Source organism: Herbaspirillum seropedicae, from assembly GCF_001040945.1.
GTDB lineage: Bacteria > Pseudomonadota > Gammaproteobacteria > Burkholderiales > Burkholderiaceae_D > Herbaspirillum > Herbaspirillum seropedicae.
This window is the reverse complement of record NZ_CP011930.1, coordinates 5366687-5385708: the sequence shown is the minus strand read 5'-3', so window position 1 is coordinate 5385708 and position 19022 is coordinate 5366687. Positions and strand designations below refer to the sequence as shown.

Below are 19022 nucleotides of genomic sequence, written 5' to 3'. Positions count from 1 at the left end.
CGGCTGGATGCGTGATCTGGCGAGGCGGGCTTGCACCCGCGTTGACGTTGAACCTCTGGCATTGGCCGCCGTCCCACGGCGACCCCCCTCTTGCCTGCTCCCGCCGGTTCCGACAAAGGCCGCATTCCTGCGTCCTTCCCGGTTGTCGGATAATAGCGGTGGCTAGCGGTGGCATTACTGAGACTCATTGCTGAAGCGAAATGAGTTTCCGGCAGTTTACATTCCTGACATCCCGATGACAACCAAGCATTGCATTCCTGCACTCCCGCAAAACCACCAGGCCTGGCGCAAGATCGCCATCCCTTTCCTGTTCCTCCTGCTGGGGGTGGTCTTTTCCACTTGGGCGGCGCGCATTCCCGCCATCCGGGACCAGTTGCAGCTGGACGCGGCAACGCTGGCCCTGGTCCTGTTGTGCGGCGGCATCGGCGCGGTCGGCTCCTTTCCGCTGGCGGCCTGGATCACCGGCCATTACGGCGCGCGTCACAGCAGCCTCTACGCCGGGCTGGTCCTGCTGCTCTCATTGCCGTTGCTGGCGCTGGCCCCGGGGCTATGGACGCTGATGGCGGTCTGCACCCTGTATGGCGCGGCCTCCAGCTGCTTCGACGTGGCCATCAATGCACTGGGCGCCCAGGCCGAGCGCGAGGCCGGCCGGCCCATCATGTCGATGCTGCATGGCTGGTTCTGTGTCGGCACCTTCTCTGGCGCGCTGGTCGCCAGCGCCGTGGCCGGCCTGGGCGTGGCGCCGCTGTGGCATTTCCTGCTGGCGGCGGCGCTGCTGGCCTGGCCGCTCTATGCCGGTTGCCAGGCCCTGCCCGATGACCGTCCGCAGTACGATCCGCAGCGCCAGCTCTTCGCGCTGCCGCATGGCCATCTGGTGGTGCTGGGCGTGATCGCCTTTTGCGGCGCCATCGTGGAAGGGTCGGTGGCCGACTGGAGCGGCATCTACATGAAGGACCACATCGGCGCCAGCGATGGCGCCACGCCCCTGGCCTATGCCGCCTTTGCCGGCATGATGCTGGTCATGCGCATGGTCGGCGACGGCCTCAAGGCGCGTTATGATGCGCGCCGCGTGGTCTCGATCGGCACCCTGGTGGCCACCGGCGGGATGGCGCTGGCCGTGACGGCGCAGGGCATGACGCCGGCCATCCTCGGGTTTGCCATTGCAGGCGCGGGTGTGGCGGCGGTGTTCCCGTTCGTCTTCAGCGCCGCCGGCCGGCATGGCTCGACCGCCCTGGCCGCCGTGGCCACGCTGGGCTACAGCGGCAGCCTGATCGGGCCGCCCGTGTTCGGTTTCCTGGCCCATGGCTGGGGCCTGCAGGCGGCGCTGGCGCTGCTGGGCGCGCTGTGCCTGGCCATGGCGCTGTCGAGCCGGCGCGCGCAGTGGCTGCAATAGCCGCTTGCGGTGGCGTTTTTCGTTTTCTTCTTTGTTCAACGTTGTAAGGAATTCCATGCGCAACCTGGTCCTGCTGCCCGGCTTCATGCTCAATCATCATCTCTGGGACGACATGCAGTCCGACCTGGAGGCGCTGGGCGCACTGCATTTCGGCGATCTCGGCCAGGAGATCGGCATCCGCGCCCTGGCCGCCTCAGTGCTGCGCAATGCGCCCGAGCGCTTCGTGCTGTTCGGTTTCTCGATGGGAGGCTTCGTGGCGCAGGCCATGGCGCTGATGGCGCCCGAGCGGGTAGCCGGGCTGGCCCTGCTCAACACCTCGTCGCGCCCGCAGACCGAGCGTGAATCGGCCGGTACGCTGGCGCAGATCGAACTGGCCCAACGTACGCCCTTCAAGGGATTGACTTCGCGGGCGCTGGCCTCGTCCTTGCACCCGGCACGCAGCGGCGAGCGCGCCTTGCTGGACCGCCTGCAGGCGATGGCCCTGGCCAATGGCAAGGAAGTGTTCCTGCGCCAGCTGCAGACTTTGCGGGATAGTGATGCGGAGAGCTTGCAGCAGTTACGTTGCCCGGTGCTCATCGTCAGCAGCGACCAGGACAAGTTGCGCAGCGTGGAGGAATCGGAGGAGATGGCGCGGCAGATTCCGCAGTCACGCCTGGAACTCATCCGCGACTGCGGCCACATGACGCCGATGGAAAAGCCGCAGGAACTCGCGGCCCTGATCCGTGACTGGATGGCGCAGTCAGCGCTATAGCAGCGCTGGCCGGCCATCCTCCAAACTTCAGTCCTTTTCCAGCTGCTTGGGCGGCGCACTGGCGGCGCGCTTGCCGCCTTCCTTGTTCATTTCATCAAGCCCGCCGGTGCCGCGCAGGTCGGTATCGACCTGGCCCTGACGGATGTCATCGTAGGCCTGGCGGATCTCCGGGCGTTCCACCTTGTGGCCGCTGCGCGCCGGGTCCTGGCGATCGATGTTCTGGTCATGCTCGTGCGGCAGGCGTGGCTTGTCGTGTTTGGGATGACGATCTTTTCTGGTTCTTAGGAAGCTGGTCATGGGGATGTCCTCGCATAAAAGTCATGGCTCTTCTTTGTCGCAGGGAGGCAGTGCCGCTGCAGCTGAGTGCGGCGCTAGCCCCGGCCCTTGCGAAGGCAGGAAGCGAACAGGTACGACCGGAGGGCGCAGCAGAAGTGCCGCCAGATTCAGCGCGTGATGAAAAATGAGAAATTGTCCGACGGACAAATCTCACAAATGAAGGGGGGAGCGCTCATCCGGCGGGGATGGACGCCGTACAAGCTCATGCTTGGATGCGCCAGCGCGGGGCGCGTTCCGTCAGGCTGGTGCAAAGATGCACAAAAAAAGAAAGGCGGACCGGGAAGGTCCGCCTGCGGTCGCGTCCGTGGCCGCAGGCCCGTGCGCGCAGGGCGCGCCTACAGCGCCAGGCGCGAGCGCGCGGCGCGGTATTCGGCCTCCAGCCGGTCCACCATCTCGGCCACCGTCGGCACGTCATCCATCAGGCCCACGCCCTGGCCCGCGCCCCAGATGTCGCGCCAGGCCTTGGCCTTGCTGCCGCCGCCGGAGCCGAAATTCATCTTGGTCTTGTCGGCCTCGGGCAGGTTGTCCGGATCGAGGCCGGCATTGACGATGGATTTCTTCAGGTAATTGCCGTGTACACCCGTGAAGAGATTGGTGTACACCACATCGGCCGCCGTGGAGTCGACGATGGCCTGGCGATAGGCCTGGTCCACATTCGATTCCTGCGTGGCCAGCCAGCGCGAGCCCATGTAGGCAAAGTCCGCGCCCATGGCCTGCGCCGCCAGCACGGCGTCGCCCGTAGCGATGGCCCCGGAAAGCACCAGCGGTCCCTTGAACATCTTGCGCACCTCGCCCACCAGCGCGAACGGCGAGAGCGTACCCGCATGTCCGCCCGCCCCGGCCGCCACCAGGATGAGCCCATCCACGCCGGCCTCCAGCGCCTTCTCGGCATGGCGCAGCGAAATCACATCGTGCAGCACGATGCCGCCATAGCTGTGCACCGCATCCAGCATCTCCTGCGGCGGCGCGCGCAGGCTGGAGATGATGATGGGCACCTGGTGCTTCACGCAGGTGGCCACATCCTGGGCCAGCCGGTCGTTGGACTGGTGCACGATCTGGTTGACCGCAATCGGCCCCACCTTGCGCTGCGCGTGCTCGGCCTGCCACTGCGCCAGCTCCTCTTGCAACTGGGTCAGCCAGGTATCGAGCAGCTCGGCCGGACGCGCATTGAGCGCCGGAAACGACCCCACCAACCCCGCCTTGCACTGCGCCGCCACCAGGGCCGGACCGCTGGCGATGAACATCGGTGAGCAGATGATGGGCAGGCGCAGATCTTGCAAAGCTTTCGGATAAGCCGGGGCTGATGTCATGGTCGTCTCTCGTGGGTTGTCGTTATTTCAAGGCGCAGGGCCGGGTTTGTCGGACGATTATAGGGCAAAAAGCCACAAAATATTACGGTCGTGCTTTTTGTGGCTTTGTTGCATACAGGGGAAATATTCAGGAAATTATTTATATGATTTACTGTCCGACCGAAACCATGTGCTATGTTTTCCACAAGCCTGGTGTTTGACAGGCCACGCAAGCGCCACCGGGGGTGCCTTGCGGCTCCGGCAAAACCGGAAAGGGGCCATGCCCGCGTTTCATCTGTTGTTGCAAGAGGGGGAAGTCATGCAAACATTCGATCTGGTCAATATCCTCATCATCGCCCTGGCGGCTGTCGTCGTGATCGGCGGGGCGGTGTTGCACAAGCGTGCACTGAAGAAGGCGCTGGCGGCGTCGGATACGCGCGAGAAGCGCGAGAAGTATCCGATTCGCGGGCTGCGGCGGTATCGCCAGCAGTGAGGTCGGCTGCTGGCTCAGCAGCGCCAGCGCATCGGCTGGGCGGGTAGCCGTTCATCTGTCTGAACGGAAATGGCCTCGGTAGCGAAACGGCGTGATGAGATTCAGCGGCGCGAGGTGTCAGCGCCTATGGCTTATCCCGCACGTTTCGCCGCGATCGCATTCCCCGCCCTGCTCACCGACCTGCGCCCCAGCTGCTGCGAGATGAACTGCCCCGCCTCCACCACGGCGTCCAGGTCCACGCCGGTTTCGATGCCGAGTCCATTCATCATGTACAGCACATCCTCAGTGGCCACATTGCCGGTGGCGCCCTTGGCATAAGGACATCCGCCCAGCCCCGCCACCGAGGCGTGATAGATGCTGATGCCCGTCTGCAGGCTGGCATAGATGTTGGCCAGCGCCTGTCCATAGGTATCGTGGAAATGGCCGGAGAGGCCTTCGATGTGGAATTCGCGGATCGCCGTTTCCATCACCGGCCGCACCTTGCCTGGCGTGGCTACGCCGATGGTGTCGGCGATGTCGATCTCGTCACAGCCCAGTTCGCGGAAGCGCCGTACTACGTCGGCCACGGCCTCCAGCGGCACCTCGCCCTGGTAGGGACAGCCAAAGGCGCAACTGACCGCCGCACGCAGGCGCTTGCGGTGCTCCTTGGCGGCGCGCGCCACTTCGGCAAAACGGTCGATGGATTCTGCAATGGAACAGTTGATGTTCTTCTGCGAAAACGCTTCCGAGGCCGCGCCAAAGATCACCACCTCGTCAACGCCGGCCTCCAGCGCGGCCTCGAAGCCCTTCATGTTGGGCACCAGCGCGGAATAGACCACGCCGGGCCTGCGCGTGATGCCATGCATGACCTCGGCGGAGGTGGCCATCTGCGGCACCCACTTGGGCGAGACGAACGAGGCCGCCTCCACATTCGGGAAGCCCGCCGCGGCGAGACGATTGACCAGCTCGATCTTGACCTCGGCGGAAATGGTGTCCTTCTCGTTCTGCAAACCGTCGCGCGGTCCGACTTCGACGATCTTCACTTTCTTGGGCAGGTTCATCTGGCGGGTCTCCGTGGCTGGGATGGGCGGGCTTGTCTCTGTCTGCGACGATGATATCAGTGGGCCGGGGGCGGTGCTTCCAGGCGCACGTCGGCGACGGCGCCGCCAGTCATCTTTTCCAGCTGCGCGGCGGTCAGGCTGAACAGCGCATGGGGATGGCCGGCGGCGGCCCAGATGCTGTCGAAGTTGAACAGGTCGCGGTCGATCAGCATGACCGGCTTGACCACATGGCCGACCGGGCAGACGCCGCCGATGGCGTAGCCGGTCTTCTCGCGCACGAACTTGGCGTCGGCCTTGCCCAGCGGGCCGGTCAGCGCGGTGACCTTGGCTTCGTCTACGCGGTTGGCGCCGCTGGCGATGACCAGCACCGGGGCGTCGTCGGCAAGACGGCGGAAGATGATGGACTTGGCGATCTCGGCCACGTCGCAACCGACGGCGGCAGCGGCTTCGGCAGAGGTGCGGCCGGTCGAGGGCAGCATCACGACCGGCTTGTCGTGGCCCATGGAGACCAGCAGGTCGGCCACCCGTTGGGCGGAAGAGGGCAGGGGTGCGGCGGTATCAGTCATGGCAATCACAAAGGCTGGGGAACAAGCGGGAAATGATAACAGCATGGCTGCCGTGCTTCAGGCGCTGGCAGGCCGGTGCGTGTGCTCATCGGTCGAGCAGGAAGACGCCGTCGCTTTGGGCGGCGCCGGCCTTCTCCAGCTGCGCTACGCACCAGCGGGCGAGGGCGAGGTCGTCCATCTGCAGGTGGCGTTCATTGGTGATGCGCAGCAGCGGGATCTCCCGCATCATCGCCGGCAACTGCTCCAGCGCGATGCGGCCACGCTCCATCAACAGGAACTTCACCAATACCTTGATGCCATTGTGCGCATTGCGGCGTGGATCGGCCTGCAGGTAATCGAGCCGCGAGAAGGCCTTCTCCAGCGCATCATCGACCTCGGTGAAGGGCGCGCCGTGGCCGGGGATGACGGTGCGTACCTCCAGGCTGCGGATCAGTTCCAGCGTGGCGCGGGCTTCTGCGAAGCCGGATTGACCGTCCAGTTCCGGGAAGATGATGCCAAAACCGTTGCGCCACAGTGCATCAGCCGAGACCAGCACGCCCTCCTGCGCGCAGTAGAACAGCAGCGCATGCGGATCATGGCCGGGTGCGGCCAGCACCTGCCAGTCCAGCTCGCCCATGCGTAGCACCTCGCCGCTGCGCAAGGTCTGCGTAGCGGTAAAACGCGCGCAGCGCTGTCCGGTGGCGCGGTAGCTCAGCGCGTCTTCATCCCAGTGGCGGACCTTCTCCTCTTCTGCAGCGGGGATGGCGATGCGGCAGTGGTGCTCCTGCTGGAGCGCAGCATTGCCGCCGCAGTGGTCCGAGTGCAGATGGGTGTTGACCAGCAGGTCCAGCCGGGGCCGCCCGCGTTGCGCCAGGACATGGCGCACCAGGGTCCGGGTCTGTTCGGCGTGGGTGACGTAACCGCTATCGATCATCGCCACCTCATCGCGCCCGAACAGCAGCACATTGTTGGACGACAGCCAGCCGCGTTCCAGCACATGGATGCTGGCGGCGATGTGCAGGGCCGGTGCGTTCATGGCGAGGTGCTCAAGCGGCCTTGAATTCCAGTAGCTGCGCACCTTCGGCCACCTGGTCGCCGACTGCATAGAGCAGGTCTTCGACCACGCCATCGGCAGGCGCGGCGATGGTGTGTTCCATCTTCATCGCCTCCATGATCAGCAGCGGCGTGCCATGCGCCACGCTCGCGCCTTTCTGCACCAGCAGCGCGACGATCTTGCCGGGCATGGGCGCGGTCAGGCGTCCGCCTTCGGCCTCGCTATGGCCGGCGTGGGCCAGGGGATCGACATGGCGCAGGCTGTGCTGTCCGTGGGCATCGAAGACGTGCAGCCATTCACCTTCGCGCAGCACATCGGCGCGCAGGGTGCGTCCGTCCAGCGAGATGATCAGGGTGTCGCCGTCGGCTGCGTGCAGTTGCAGCGCATGCGTCTGCCCGTTCGTCAGCAAGGACCAGTGCTGGCCGTCGCCGGCATAGTCCAGTTGCACGGTCGTGTCGCCCGCGTCGTGCTCGAAACGCAGCGTGCGCAGCAGGCGGGTATTGAGTCGCCAGCCGTTGCGTTGCGACCAGGGATCGCTGCGCTCGGCTTGTGCGTGCTCCTGCTGCAGGATCGCGGCGATGGCCAGGGCCAGGGTCTCGGTATCGGGCGAGGAGGGCGGCGGGAACAGGGTATCGCGATGCCGCTCGATCAGTCCGGTATCGAGGGCCGCCGTGGAAAAGGCCTGGCCTGCGACCAGCCGCTGCAGGAAAGCGATATTGGTGGCCAGGCCGACCACCTGGTATTGCGCCAGCGCGCGCTGCATGTTGCGCAGGGCGGCGTCGCGGTCCGGCCCCCAGACGATGAGCTTGGCGATCATCGGATCATAGAAGGGCGAGATGGCGTCGCCTTCTCTCACGCCCGCGTCGATGCGCACATGCGCCGGGTCGCCCGGCGCGCTCTGTCCCAGGCGGAATTCCACCGCTGCAGCACTGCGCATGCGGGTGAGCGTGCCGATGGCGGGCAGGAAACCCTTCTCGGGATTCTCGGCATAGATGCGCGCTTCGATGGCGTGGCCGTGGATGCGTAATTGCTCTTGCTTCAGCGGCAATGCCTGCCCTGCGGCGACACGTAACTGCCACTCCACCAGATCGAGACCGGTGATCATTTCGGTCACCGGATGCTCGACCTGCAGGCGGGTGTTCATCTCCATGAAATAGAAGCTGCCATCCTGGTTGGCGATGAATTCCACCGTGCCTGCGCCGACATAGCCGACGGCGCGGGCGGCGGCCACGGCGGCCTCGCCCATGGCGGCGCGGCGCTCTTCGCTCATGCCGGGCGCAGGGGCTTCTTCCAGCACCTTCTGGTGGCGGCGTTGCACGGAGCAGTCGCGTTCGAACAGGTAGACGCAGTGTCCGTGGCCATCGGCGAAGACCTGGATCTCGATGTGGCGCGGCCGGGTCAGGTATTTTTCCACCAGCACGCGATCGTCGCCGAAGCTGGCAATGGCCTCGCGCTTGCAGGAGGCCAGCGCGGCGTCGAAGTCTTCCGAACGCTCGACCACGCGCATGCCCTTGCCGCCGCCGCCAGCGCTGGCCTTGAGCAGCACCGGGTAGCCGATGCGATCGGCCTGGCTGTGCAGCAAGCCGCTCTCCTGTTCTTCGCCGTGATAGCCCGGCACCAGCGGCACGGCAGCCTGTTCCATCAGCGCCTTGGCTGCCGCCTTGGAGCCCATGGCCTCGATGGCCGACGCGGGCGGGCCGATGAAGACCAGCCCGGCCTGGGCGCAGGCCTGGGCGAAGCCGGCATTCTCCGACAGGAAACCATAGCCGGGATGGATCGCCTGTGCGCCTGTAGCCAGCGCGGCGGCGATGATCTTTTCGGCACAGAGGTAGCTTTCGCGCGCTGGCGCCGGGCCCAGGCGCACGCTTTCATCACAGGCGGCCACGTGCTTGGCGCGGGCGTCGGCATCGGAATAGACGGCTACCGTGGCAATGCCCAGGCGACGTGCGGTGGCTGCCACGCGGCAGGCGATTTCGCCGCGATTGGCGATCAGGATCTTGGTGAACATGGACTCTCCTCGCAGGCGCGGCTCAAATACGGAACACGCCGAAGCGGGTCTCTTCGATGGGGGCGTTGAGCGCCGCCGACAGGCCCAGCGCCAGCACCTGGCGGGTGTCGGCGGGATCGATGACGCCGTCGTCCCACAGGCGCGCCGAGGCGTAATAGGGATGGCCCTGGGTTTCGTACTGGGCGCGGATGGGCTCCTTGAAGGCGGCCTCTTCCTCGGCGCTCCAGCTGCCGCCGCGCGCCTCGATGCCATCGCGCTTGACCGTGGCCAGCACGCTGGCGGCCTGTTCACCCCCCATCACCGAGATGCGCGCATTGGGCCACATCCACAGGAAGCGCGGCGAGAAGGCGCGGCCGCACATGCCATAGTTGCCGGCGCCGAAGCTGCCGCCGATGATCACGGTGAGCTTGGGCACCTTGGCGGTGGAGACGGCGGTGACCATTTTTGCACCATGGCGGGCAATGCCTTCGTTCTCGTACTTCTTGCCGACCATGAAGCCGGTGATGTTCTGCAGGAAGATCAGCGGGATCTTGCGCTGGCAGCACAGTTCGATGAAGTGCGTGCCTTTCTCGGCGGCCTCCGAGAAGAGGATGCCGTTGTTGGCGATGATGCCCACCGGCATGCCATGCAGGTGAGCGAATCCGCACACCAGCGTAGTGCCGTAGCGCGCCTTGAATTCATCGAACTCGCTGGCGTCCACGATGCGGGCGATGACTTCGCGCACGTCGAAGGGCTTGCGGGTATCGGTGGGGATGACGCCATAGAGCTCCTGCGCCGGGTACCTGGGTTCGATGCTCTCGCGCAGCGCCAGTGGTTGCGGCTTGCGGCGGTTGAGGTGGCCGACGATGTTGCGGGCGATGGCCAGCGCATGGGTGTCGTCCTGGGCCAGGTGGTCGGCCACGCCGGAGAGGCGCGTATGCACGTCGCCCCCGCCCAGTTCTTCGGCGCTTACCACTTCGCCGGTCGCGGCCTTCACCAGCGGCGGCCCGGCCAGGAAGATGGTGGCCTGGTCCTTGACGATGATGGACTCATCGCTCATGGCCGGCACATAGGCGCCGCCGGCGGTGCAGGAACCCATCACCACGGCGATCTGGGCAATGCCCTTGGCCGACAGGTTGGCCTGGTTGTAGAAGATGCGGCCGAAGTGGTCGCGGTCGGGGAAGACCTCATCCTGGTTGGGCAGGTTGGCGCCGCCACTGTCGACCAGGTAGATGCAGGGCAGGTGGTTGAATTCGGCGATCTCCTGGGCGCGCAGGTGCTTCTTGGCCGTCATCGGATAATAGGTGCCGCCCTTGACGGTGGCGTCGTTGCAGACGATCACGCACTCCTGCCCGGCCACGCGGCCGATGCCGGTGATGATGCCGGCTGAGGGCGCGGCGTCCTTGGGTTGGCCATCGCGGTCTTTTTCGCGATACATGCCGTAGGCGGCCAGCTGCGAGAATTCCAGGAAGGGCGTGCCCGGGTCCAGCAGCATCTGCACCCGGTCACGCGGTAGCAGCTTGCCGCGCGCGAGGTGCTTCTCGCGCGCCGCCTGGCCACCGCCCTCGGCGATGGCGGCGATCTTCTCGCGCAGGTCATCGACGATGCGCTGCATGGCGGCGCGGTTGTTCTGGAAATCCTCGCTGCGCGGGTTGAGCTTGCTTTCAATCTGCGGCATGGTGTCTCGTCTCTCTGTTCAGTTTCTTGTCGTGATGCAGCGCTGCCTTGATGCCTTGGTACGTAGTGCAGAAAACGTCAATCCTCCGGGAAGCTGCCATCCACGTAGTACCAGCGCATCTGGCCGGCCGCATCAGGCTGGCGCACGAAGTTGCTGATCTCGTGCAGGCGGTGCGCGCGGCCAGCCACCTTGAAGCGGGCCACGAATTCCACGGTTGCCTCATCGCTGCCGGCGACGTGCTGGTGCTTCTTGATGTCCAGGCCTATCCACTTGACGTCGGTTTCGCTGGTCAGCTCTTCCTCGGGCAAGGTGTCGGGAAACCAGGTGGCGCGCAGGTAGGCTTCATCGCGCAGGGCGAAGGCGCTGTAGCGCGAGCGCATCAGCAGGTCGGCGGTGGCGGGAATCTGGCCGCCCGTGATGAAGCGCCCACAGCATTTGTCGAAGCTGGGTTGGCCGCAGGGGCAGGCCTTGTCTTTCTTGTTGCTCATCAGATCTTTCCGTTCTTCAGCAGGGCTTCCAGTTGCGGGAAGCGATCAAAGCCCCAGAACTGTTCGCCATCGACGATCATGAAGGGCGAGCCGAACACTCCGGCCTGGCCCGCCGCTTCGGTGGACTGGCGCAGCTGGTCCTTGAGCTCGGGCGACTCCAGCGCCGCCTGCAGGGCGTTGCGGTCGATGCCGAGATCGGCGGCGATGCGCAGCACGTTGTCGACGACGCTGATGTCGATGTCTTCGGTGAAGTAGGCGCTGTACAAGGTCTTGATCAACTCGACCGCCTTGGCCGGCTGGGTTTGCTGCACCCACAGCGTGGCGCGTGCGGCGACCTGGGTGCCGATGGGGAAGTGACTGGGCGCTTTGTAGAAAATGTTGTGGAAGCGCGCCGTGCGCTCCATGTCATGACGCGAATACTCGCCCTTGACCGGAATGTTGACCAGCGAATTGGTGCCCAGCGCCTTGAAGATGGGGCCCAGCAGGATGGGATGCCAGTTCACGTCGCGGCCATGTTGCGCGGCCAGCTTGTCGATCTCGACGGCGGCGAAATAGCCGTAGGGCGAGCTGAAGTCGAAGTAGAAATCGATGGGGTTGCTCATGATGTCCGGTGTCTGGTGAATGCGGATGTGTTCAGAAATGTTCAGAGGTATTCAGAGGGTATCGGCAAACAATTCGCGGCCGATCAGCATGCGGCGGATCTCGCTGGTGCCCGCGCCGATCTCGTAGAGCTTGGCGTCGCGCCACAGGCGGCCGACCGGATATTCATTGATGTAGCCATTGCCGCCCAGGGACTGGATGGCTTCGCCGGCCATCCAGGTGGCTTTCTCGGCGGAGTACAGGATGGCCCCGGCAGCGTCCTTGCGCAGCGCGCGCACCTTGTCGGCGCTGTCGGCGCGGTCACAGGCCTGGCCGACCGCATAGACGTAGGCCTTGCAAGCCATCATGGTGGAATACATGTCGGCCAGCTTGCCCTGCATGAGCTGGAATTCACCGATGGCCTGGCCGAACTGCTTGCGGTCATGCACGTAGGGGACCACCACATCCATGCAGGCCTGCATGATGCCCAGCGGACCACCGGAGAGCACGCTGCGCTCGAAATCCAGGCCCGACATCAGCACGTTCACGCCCCGGCCCACGCCGCCCAGCACGTTCTCTTCCGGTACTTCGCAATCCTGGAACACCAGCTCGCCGGTGTGGGAGCCGCGCATGCCGAGTTTGTCCAGCTTCTGCGCGACGGAAAATCCTTTATATCCTTTCTCTACCAGGAAGGCGGTCATGCCGCGCGCGCCGGCTTCGAGATCGGTCTTGGCATAGACCACCAGCACGTCGGCATCGGGACCATTGGTGATCCACATCTTGCTGCCATTGAGCACATAGCGGTCGCCCTTCTTGTCGGCGCGCAGTTTCATGCTCACCACATCCGAACCGGCATTGGGTTCGGACATCGCCAGGGCGCCGATGAAGTCCCCCGAGATCAGCCTGGGCAGGTACTTGCGTTTCTGTTCTTCGTTGCCGTTGCGCTTGATCTGGTTCACGCAGAGATTGGAGTGCGCGCCATAGGACAATCCCACCGAGGCCGAGGCGCGCGAGATTTCTTCCATGGCGATGATGTGGGCCAGGTAGCCCAGTCCGGCGCCGCCATATTCTTCGCTCACCGTGATGCCCAGCACGCCCAGATCGCCCAGTTTCTTCCACAGGTCCATGGGGAACTGGTCGCTGCGGTCGATCTCGGCGGCGCGCGGGGCGATCTCGCTGTGGGCAAAGGCGGCCACTGCTTCACGCAGGGCGGCGATGTCTTCTCCGTGGTCGAAACTCAGGCCGGGCAGGTGGATCATGGGGGTCTCCTCGTGGGTGGTGGGGGCCGTGGTGGGCGTTCTTCGCGTTCTTGTCGGCGGGTGTCTGGATGATGTCTGGTTGATGTCGGGCTGGTGCGATCAGGCGGCCACCGCCTTGCGTCGGGGCTTGCTGCCGAGGGGCCTGGGCTTGCCATCGGTGAGCAACTGGCGGCACTCTTCCTCGTGGGCGGCGATTTCCGATAACGTCAATTCCAGGTCTTCGCGCTGCTGTTCCAGCTTCTCGCGATGCTGTTGCAGCAAGCCCAGGAAACGCTGCAGCTGCGCTTGCGTATCCTTGGGTGATTCGTACATGTCGATGAGGTCCTTGATCTCCGAGAGCGTAAAACCCAGGCGCTTGCCGCGCAGCGTCAGCTTCAGGCGGGTGCGCTCCCGTGCTGGGTAGACGCGGTGCCGGCCGCCCACGCCCTCGCGCTTGGGATTGAGGATGCCGTGGTCCTCGTAGAAGCGGATCGCACGCGGCGTGATGGCGAATTCCTCAGCCAGTTCGGTGATGGTGTAGGTGGGCATGGCGGTGTCGGATACGGTTGGTCTGGCACTTTACGTTAACGTAAAGTATATTGTGCCTTGCCGTCCAGCGGAAAATGCAGCATGCGCCGGGCGAGCGTTCTTTCCTTGTCGCTGGAGCAATATCCGGCGTCATTCTTGTCATCGTTGCGGCCCGGCTCATTTCACTGATGAATGCACTTGAATCCCAGCTTGATTACGTCTTTGGCGACACCCTGCCCGAACCGGGCCACGTCATGGAGGTTGCGCCCGGCGTGCGCTGGCTGCGCATGGGGCTGCCCTTTGCGTTGAACCATATCAACCTGTGGCTGCTGGCCGATGAGATGGACACGCCCAACGGACGCCAGCGCGGCTGGACCGTCGTCGATTGCGGCATCGCCACCGAGGACACCCGCCAGGCCTGGGAGAGGATCTTTGCCGATGAGCTCGAAGGCCTGCCCATCCTGCGCGTGCTGGTCACGCACTGCCATCCCGATCACGTCGGCCTGGCCGAGTGGCTGTGCCAGCGCTGGCAGGCGCCGTTATGGATGAGCACGGGCGAGTACGCCTTTGCCCGCGTGATGTCAGCGGCCTTGCCCGGCGCGGAAGGCACGGCGGCCACGCCGCATTTCCAGCGTCATGGATTGGCCGATCCGCAGACCATTGCCACGCTGCAAGGGCGCAATACCTATTACCAGGACCTGGTGCCGGCGGTGCCGCGTTCGTATCACCGGATGCAGGATGGCCATGCCGTGGCCATCGGTGGACGCGACTGGGAGATCATCACCGGATTTGGCCATTCGCCGGAGCATGTGTCGCTGTATTGCCGCGACTTGAATGTGTTGATCTCGGGGGACATGGTCTTGCCGCGCATCTCCACCAATGTGTCGGTGTTTGCCATCGAGCCGGAGAGCAATCCGGTGCAGCAGTATCTGGATTCATTGAAGAAGTATGCGCAGCTGCCCGCCGACGCGCTGGTGCTGCCCTCGCATGGCAAGCCTTTCAGAGGCTTGCACACGCGCATTGAACAGTTGAACGATCATCACCGCCAGCGCCTGGCCGAAGTGCTGGAAGCGTGCGCCACGCCGCAGACGGGCGTGGACATCCTGCCGGTGATGTTCAAGCGTGCGCTGGATACGCACCAGCTCTCCTTCGCACTGGGAGAGGCGGTGGCGCATCTGCACAAGCTTTGGTATGACGGCGCGGTGCGGCGCTTGGTGGGGGAGGATGGGGTGTATCGGTTTGTGGTGGTGTGAGTGCGGACGAGGCTAGTCGCGATTCCTGGAGAATAGACGCGCCAGCCAACCGCGTGATGCGGTGGTGCTGCTTTTCTGAGCAGCGTCGTTCTCGGATCCCGATGCATTTTCCTCTGCTGGCGTGTCCGGCGGCCACTTCTTCAGGCTGGCCGGCAGGCGCTGCAGGTCCGGAGGTGTAACGACGCCAGGGCGCAGGAGATCACCTGGGTACTGCGGGTGACCCACGCAAAGGCTATCGTCGATACCGAACAGCTTGGCCACAGCGACAGCCTCGACGCACCACTGGCCGAAATAAGCTCCGCCCTGTCTGTTGTGCTCGCCGTATTTGTACCAGAACGGTCTGTTGTAGAGGGCGGTGTCGGAGGAGAGCTTCTTGTTGGCGGGTGGGCGATCCAGATCGGCATACCAGGTGCTGACAAAGCGTTGCAAGGCATGAGCCTGCTGTTCTGGATCGCAGGTCACCACGTCGAGCAATTGTTGGTAGGGCTTGGGATGACATAGCGTCGTGCCGATCACGCGATTCTGCTGCCGGCTGGCGAGAATGGTATCGAGCAGACGATCCTTGCCTTCGTTGCCCATCAGGGCGATCAACCGCTTCCATCCATCTTCACCGAGGGGCGAACATAGCGCCAATCCGGTGATCCAGAAGCAGACGATGTAATGGTCCAGATTGGTGGACCAGTTGAACTTGCGCCAATAGTCTTCGCTGGACATGATTTCCAGATGCAGACGTTCGGCTTCCTCCCAGGCCGAGATCAGGTCGGGCAGGTGTTGCGTGACGACTTCTGCAGAGTCGCCTCTGGAGTAATGCATCAGCATCAACTCCAGATAATTGCTGACTATGGTGAAAGCATACTGCGGACGATAGCTGGGATTTCCGCTGGGGCGACCTAAGCGATCAAGCTGATCAGCGATGCTCTCGCCGCCGAAGTGAATCCACTTGTTCCAATATGCTTCGTCGCAAAAGGGAGCTCTGGTCACTTTATATGTCCTGAAATATGACTGACATGACTGACAACCAAGGAGCGAGCCTTGATGATGACCTCTGCTTGACTGCGATCACCACTGCTGGACGAGGATGGCTGTACAGGAATTCTTGTCACGGTACCGCACTGGTGCAACGAGAGAAACCTTCCTTCAACGCAGCGCCGAGTTCTGCATCGCCGCTGTTGGTGCTGATAAAGATGATCTCCGGGCCATCATTGCTGATGCCGGAATAGCCATCGATATTCTTGTGGTGCGTGGGTTTGATCTCGATTTTGGCCTTGTCTGCCGTAATCCAGCAGCACGCCATCTTTCTCATCATGGCCTTGCGATTCTTGTAGCCATGTCGCTGCATGATCAATGCTTGCCGTTCCTTGGCATTTTTTTGCACGATGCCTGATTTGAGAATTTCCTGAAATTCAGGCACCGTGACCTGTCTGCTCTTGGACAAGGCCAGTCGCAGGGCGCCGCCGAGCTCGGCATCGGTGGTCGTTGGCATCAATATCTGAGGGGAGAGGTCGGGGTCGGCAAAATCGAGCATACCTTGCGCCATCGTTATGATTTGGTACAGGTCACCATTGAAGTAGACCGTCGCTCTGAATGCATCTTCCATGATGTGGCTTTCGTTCCGGAAACTTAAGCTGTCTGCATTTCGTTGCAGGCCCGACGGCGGCTTCGCCGATGAGGTTGCGGCGATTGTACCGCAGCCTTTTCACCCCGTTGAACCCATGGCTTGCGCCTGCATCAGCAGCCACTGCCTGAAGCGCCGCACCGCGCTATCGTCATAACGATCGCCTGGCGTGAGCAGGTAGTATTGCCCCGCGCTGGGGGTGGGGCCGCCGAAGAGCCGGCGCAGGCGGTGTTGGGGATCGAAACTCTCCGCCAGCACCGACGGCACCAGCGCAATGCCTTCGCCATTCATCGCGGCCTGCAGCGCCACCGGATACTGACTGCATTCCATGCCGGCCTGTCGGGCGCCGAGGCGGCTGCCGTGCTGCTGCAGCCAGTGCGCCCATGCATCGGGACGGATGGCGGTATGGATCAGCCGGTGCTGGCTGAGGTCGGCCACGCTCCTGACCGGATGCTGCCGCCACAGGCGTGGATGGCAGAGCGCGACCAGGGCGTCCGGAAACAGCAGGTCGGCGCGCAGGTCGTGCCAGTCTACGGCCATGCGCTTCTTCAGCGGCAGACCCTGACTGGTCGTGCCGGGAAGATTGCCCACCTGTATCGACATATCCATCGTCGTGCGGCCAAAGTCCGCCGCGCCGGTGGCCACGACGATGCGCACATCGATCTCCTTGTTCTCGCGCCAGAACAGCTCCAGCCGTGGCACCAGCCATAACGAGGCCAGGCCGGGCAGCACGCCTATCGTCAGTGTGTGGCGCTGCCGCCGCGCATGGAGCTGCTCGCCCGCTGCGCAGATGCGCTCGAAGGCCTGGCGTATCTGCTGGAAGTACGCCGCTCCCGCTCGGGTGAGCTCGATGCGTCGGGTCAGCCGGACAAACAGTTTCTGCTCCAGATGCGCCTCCAGAATGCGCACCTGGCGGCTGACCGCGCTCTGGGTCACATGCAGTTCGTCGGCAGCGGCGGTGAAGGAGAGCAGTCGTGCGGTGGCCTCGAAGGCGCGCAAGGCGGTCAGGGGAGGGAGCTTGTTCATGGTGGGAGGAAGAATGGTGGGGCATTGCCATCAGCGCATGCATGAGTTGAAGGAATGCGTGTGCCATTATAGTCATTTGTCAGCGCCGGCCAGGCTCCCTAGACTTTGCGGATCTGATTACCAGGGAGACCAGGATGAACGTCGCCATTGCAGGTCTGGGCGCCATTGGCTGGGCTGTTGCCCATGCCATCGATAAAGGGATGCCGGGGATCACGCTCTCAGCGGTCGCCGTGCGTGATCCGGATGCAGCAGCTGAGCGCCTGCGCATGCTGGCGCATCCTCCGGCCTGTGTCGCGCTGGCTTCGCTTGCCGATTACGGCGACGTCGTGGTCGAGTGCGCTGGTGCTCATGTGTTGCGCGAGATAGCCGATCCCGTCCTGGAATCGGGCCGGCAGCTGGTGGCGATGAGTGCGGGGGGCTTTGTGTCTTCGCCGGCGCTGGCGTTGCTGTGGCAGAGATATCGTTCGCAAATCCACATCCCCAGCGGTGCGCTCGGCGGGCTCGATGCCGTGGCCGCCATGGCCGAGGGGCATATCGATACGGTGCGCCTGGTGAGCACCAAGCCGGCGGCGGCGCTGCGGGGCGCCCCCGGCTTGACGCAGCTGGGCATCGATCTGCAATCGCTCACCGGGCCGACCCAGGTCTTTGGTGGGACGGCGGCCCAGGCCCTCGAGCTCTTTCCCGACAACCTGAACGTGGCGGCGGCGCTGGCGCTGGCGGGCGCGGGCGCGCACCGCACCATGGTGGAGTTGTGGCTCGATCCGCATGCACGCACCAACCGGCATGAGGTTGAGGTGCAGGCCGACAGCGGACGCTTGCGCTTTTCCATGGACGCCATGCCTTCCTCCAATCCGAGGACGTCATCGCTGGCGGCGCAGTCGGTGCTGGCCTTGCTGCGCCGGCTGTAGCGGGGGCGCGCTGGCGCACTGGGACCGAGGAGCCCATGAAAAACGCCGGCCAGGCATCCACCTGGCCGGCGTTTGCGCCGGTGCATCTCGCTGGGCTGGCAGGCCGGGGCTTAGCCCGCCTTCTTCTTCAGCTCGCGCTCTTCCTTCTGCAGCTTGGTCTTGATGCGGTTGCGCTTCAACGGCGAGAGGTATTCGACGAAGACCTTGCCCTTGAGGTGATCCATCTCGTGCTGGATGCACACGGCCAGCAGTTCATCGGCATCGACCTCGAAGGCCTTGCCGTCGGCGTCGAAGGCGCGCACCTTCACGCGGGCCGGGCGTTCCACGCCATCGTAGATGCCGGGCACCGACAGGCAGCCTTCGTCATAGACGCGCTTGTCTTCGCTGGCCCAGACGATCTCGGGGTTGATGAAGACCTGCAGGTTCTTGCCATCGTCGGAGACGTCGATGACCACCACCTGCTCATGCACGTCCACCTGGGTCGCGGCCAGGCCCACGCCGGGCGCGGCGTACATGGTCTCGGCCATGTCGGCCACCAGCTTCTTGATGCGCTCGTCGAAGACGGTCACGGGGGCGGCGATCTTGTGCAGGCGCGGATCGGGGTAACGGAGGATGTTGAGCAGGGCCATACGCTGGTTCTCGGAAATCTTGCAATCGTTCTGGGTGGAGCAGGAGGACCGGGCCTCGTCATTTTGCGAGACGCCGGAGGATTCGTGTCGGGAATGTGTTTTAGATGTGGCCAGCCTGTACGGCTTCAAGCGCGACCGCGGCACAATCGTGGTCTGGTCCGCCGGGAATGCCTTGCGGCCACAGGTTGATCT

20 protein-coding genes are annotated in these 19022 nt (G+C 64.1%); 5 read left to right on the top strand and 15 right to left on the bottom strand.

Annotation, left to right across the window (positions count from 1 at the left end; all coding sequences use genetic code 11):
* Positions 1-235: 235 nt before the first annotated feature.
* Both ACP92_RS23450 and ACP92_RS23445 read left to right on the top strand, forming a co-directional pair.
* Complete coding sequence (locus tag ACP92_RS23450) at positions 236-1393, top strand: MFS transporter (protein WP_041311370.1); 1158 nt, start codon at positions 236-238, stop codon at positions 1391-1393.
* Positions 1394-1448: 55 nt separating this feature from the next.
* On the top strand, positions 1449-2144 hold the full coding sequence (locus ACP92_RS23445; RefSeq protein WP_013236613.1) for an alpha/beta fold hydrolase: 696 nt from the start codon (positions 1449-1451) through the stop codon (positions 2142-2144).
* A 27-nt stretch (positions 2145-2171) separates the two neighbouring features.
* Here ACP92_RS23445 and ACP92_RS23440 read toward each other — a convergent pair whose 3' ends face one another.
* A complete protein-coding gene (locus tag ACP92_RS23440) occupies positions 2172-2441 on the bottom strand; it encodes a hypothetical protein (RefSeq protein WP_041311369.1) in 270 nt (89 codons plus the stop codon).
* Positions 2442-2815: 374 nt separating this feature from the next.
* Positions 2816-3790, bottom strand: a complete 975-nt coding sequence (locus tag ACP92_RS23435) for an NAD(P)H-dependent flavin oxidoreductase (protein WP_013236612.1) — start codon at positions 3788-3790, stop codon at positions 2816-2818.
* 298 nt (positions 3791-4088) lie between these two features.
* Here ACP92_RS23435 and ACP92_RS24950 point away from each other — a divergent pair, with 298 nt between their 5' ends.
* Positions 4089-4262: a hypothetical protein gene (locus tag ACP92_RS24950; RefSeq protein ID WP_167578400.1), complete on the top strand. Its 174-nt coding sequence runs from the start codon at positions 4089-4091 to the stop codon at positions 4260-4262.
* Between the two features lie 131 nt (positions 4263-4393).
* Here ACP92_RS24950 and ACP92_RS23425 read toward each other — a convergent pair whose 3' ends face one another.
* The 9 genes from ACP92_RS23425 to ACP92_RS23385 form a co-directional block, all read right to left on the bottom strand.
* A complete protein-coding gene (locus ACP92_RS23425) occupies positions 4394-5302 on the bottom strand; it encodes a hydroxymethylglutaryl-CoA lyase (RefSeq protein WP_013236611.1) in 909 nt (302 codons plus the stop codon).
* Between the two features lie 56 nt (positions 5303-5358).
* Complete coding sequence (locus ACP92_RS23420; protein ID WP_041311365.1) at positions 5359-5868, bottom strand: YbaK/EbsC family protein; 510 nt, start codon at positions 5866-5868, stop codon at positions 5359-5361.
* Between the two features lie 85 nt (positions 5869-5953).
* Positions 5954-6883 (bottom strand): MBL fold metallo-hydrolase, encoded by a 930-nt coding sequence (locus ACP92_RS23415; protein ID WP_013236609.1) that lies wholly within the window; start codon positions 6881-6883, stop codon positions 5954-5956.
* Positions 6884-6893: 10 nt separating this feature from the next.
* A complete protein-coding gene (locus ACP92_RS23410; protein ID WP_013236608.1) occupies positions 6894-8909 on the bottom strand; it encodes an acetyl/propionyl/methylcrotonyl-CoA carboxylase subunit alpha in 2016 nt (671 codons plus the stop codon).
* A gap of 22 nt (positions 8910-8931) precedes the next feature.
* Positions 8932-10566 carry a carboxyl transferase domain-containing protein gene (locus tag ACP92_RS23405; protein WP_013236607.1) on the bottom strand — a complete coding sequence of 545 codons (1635 nt, stop codon included), beginning with the start codon at positions 10564-10566 and terminating at the stop codon, positions 8932-8934.
* A gap of 77 nt (positions 10567-10643) precedes the next feature.
* A complete protein-coding gene (locus ACP92_RS23400; RefSeq protein WP_013236606.1) occupies positions 10644-11054 on the bottom strand; it encodes a YchJ family protein in 411 nt (136 codons plus the stop codon).
* Positions 11054-11656 (bottom strand): 2-hydroxychromene-2-carboxylate isomerase, encoded by a 603-nt coding sequence (locus ACP92_RS23395; RefSeq protein ID WP_013236605.1) that lies wholly within the window; start codon positions 11654-11656, stop codon positions 11054-11056. The genes ACP92_RS23400 and ACP92_RS23395 overlap by 1 nt, the downstream gene beginning before the upstream one ends.
* A gap of 51 nt (positions 11657-11707) precedes the next feature.
* Positions 11708-12892, bottom strand: coding sequence for an isovaleryl-CoA dehydrogenase (locus ACP92_RS23390; protein ID WP_013236604.1), 1185 nt, complete (start codon positions 12890-12892; stop codon positions 11708-11710).
* 99 nt (positions 12893-12991) lie between these two features.
* Complete coding sequence (locus ACP92_RS23385) at positions 12992-13420, bottom strand: MerR family transcriptional regulator (protein ID WP_013236603.1); 429 nt, start codon at positions 13418-13420, stop codon at positions 12992-12994.
* 167 nt (positions 13421-13587) lie between these two features.
* On the opposite strand from ACP92_RS23385, the gene ACP92_RS23380 reads away from it, so the two are divergent.
* Positions 13588-14652, top strand: coding sequence for an MBL fold metallo-hydrolase (locus ACP92_RS23380; RefSeq protein WP_041311363.1), 1065 nt, complete (start codon positions 13588-13590; stop codon positions 14650-14652).
* A gap of 12 nt (positions 14653-14664) precedes the next feature.
* On the opposite strand, the gene ACP92_RS23375 is transcribed toward ACP92_RS23380, so the two are convergent.
* From ACP92_RS23375 to ACP92_RS23365, 3 genes are all read right to left on the bottom strand, one after another.
* Positions 14665-15633, bottom strand: a complete 969-nt coding sequence (locus tag ACP92_RS23375; RefSeq protein WP_013236601.1) for a PoNi-like cognate immunity protein — start codon at positions 15631-15633, stop codon at positions 14665-14667.
* A 118-nt stretch (positions 15634-15751) separates the two neighbouring features.
* On the bottom strand, positions 15752-16249 hold the full coding sequence (locus tag ACP92_RS23370) for a contact-dependent growth inhibition system immunity protein (protein ID WP_013236600.1): 498 nt from the start codon (positions 16247-16249) through the stop codon (positions 15752-15754).
* A 99-nt stretch (positions 16250-16348) separates the two neighbouring features.
* Positions 16349-17293 (bottom strand): LysR substrate-binding domain-containing protein, encoded by a 945-nt coding sequence (locus ACP92_RS23365; protein WP_013236599.1) that lies wholly within the window; start codon positions 17291-17293, stop codon positions 16349-16351.
* 134 nt (positions 17294-17427) lie between these two features.
* On the opposite strand from ACP92_RS23365, the gene ACP92_RS23360 reads away from it, so the two are divergent.
* Positions 17428-18201, top strand: a complete 774-nt coding sequence (locus tag ACP92_RS23360; RefSeq protein WP_013236598.1) for an aspartate dehydrogenase — start codon at positions 17428-17430, stop codon at positions 18199-18201.
* A 110-nt stretch (positions 18202-18311) separates the two neighbouring features.
* On the opposite strand, the gene def is transcribed toward ACP92_RS23360, so the two are convergent.
* Positions 18312-18830: a peptide deformylase gene (gene def, locus ACP92_RS23355; RefSeq protein ID WP_013236597.1), complete on the bottom strand. Its 519-nt coding sequence runs from the start codon at positions 18828-18830 to the stop codon at positions 18312-18314.
* Positions 18831-19022: the final 192 nt, after the last annotated feature.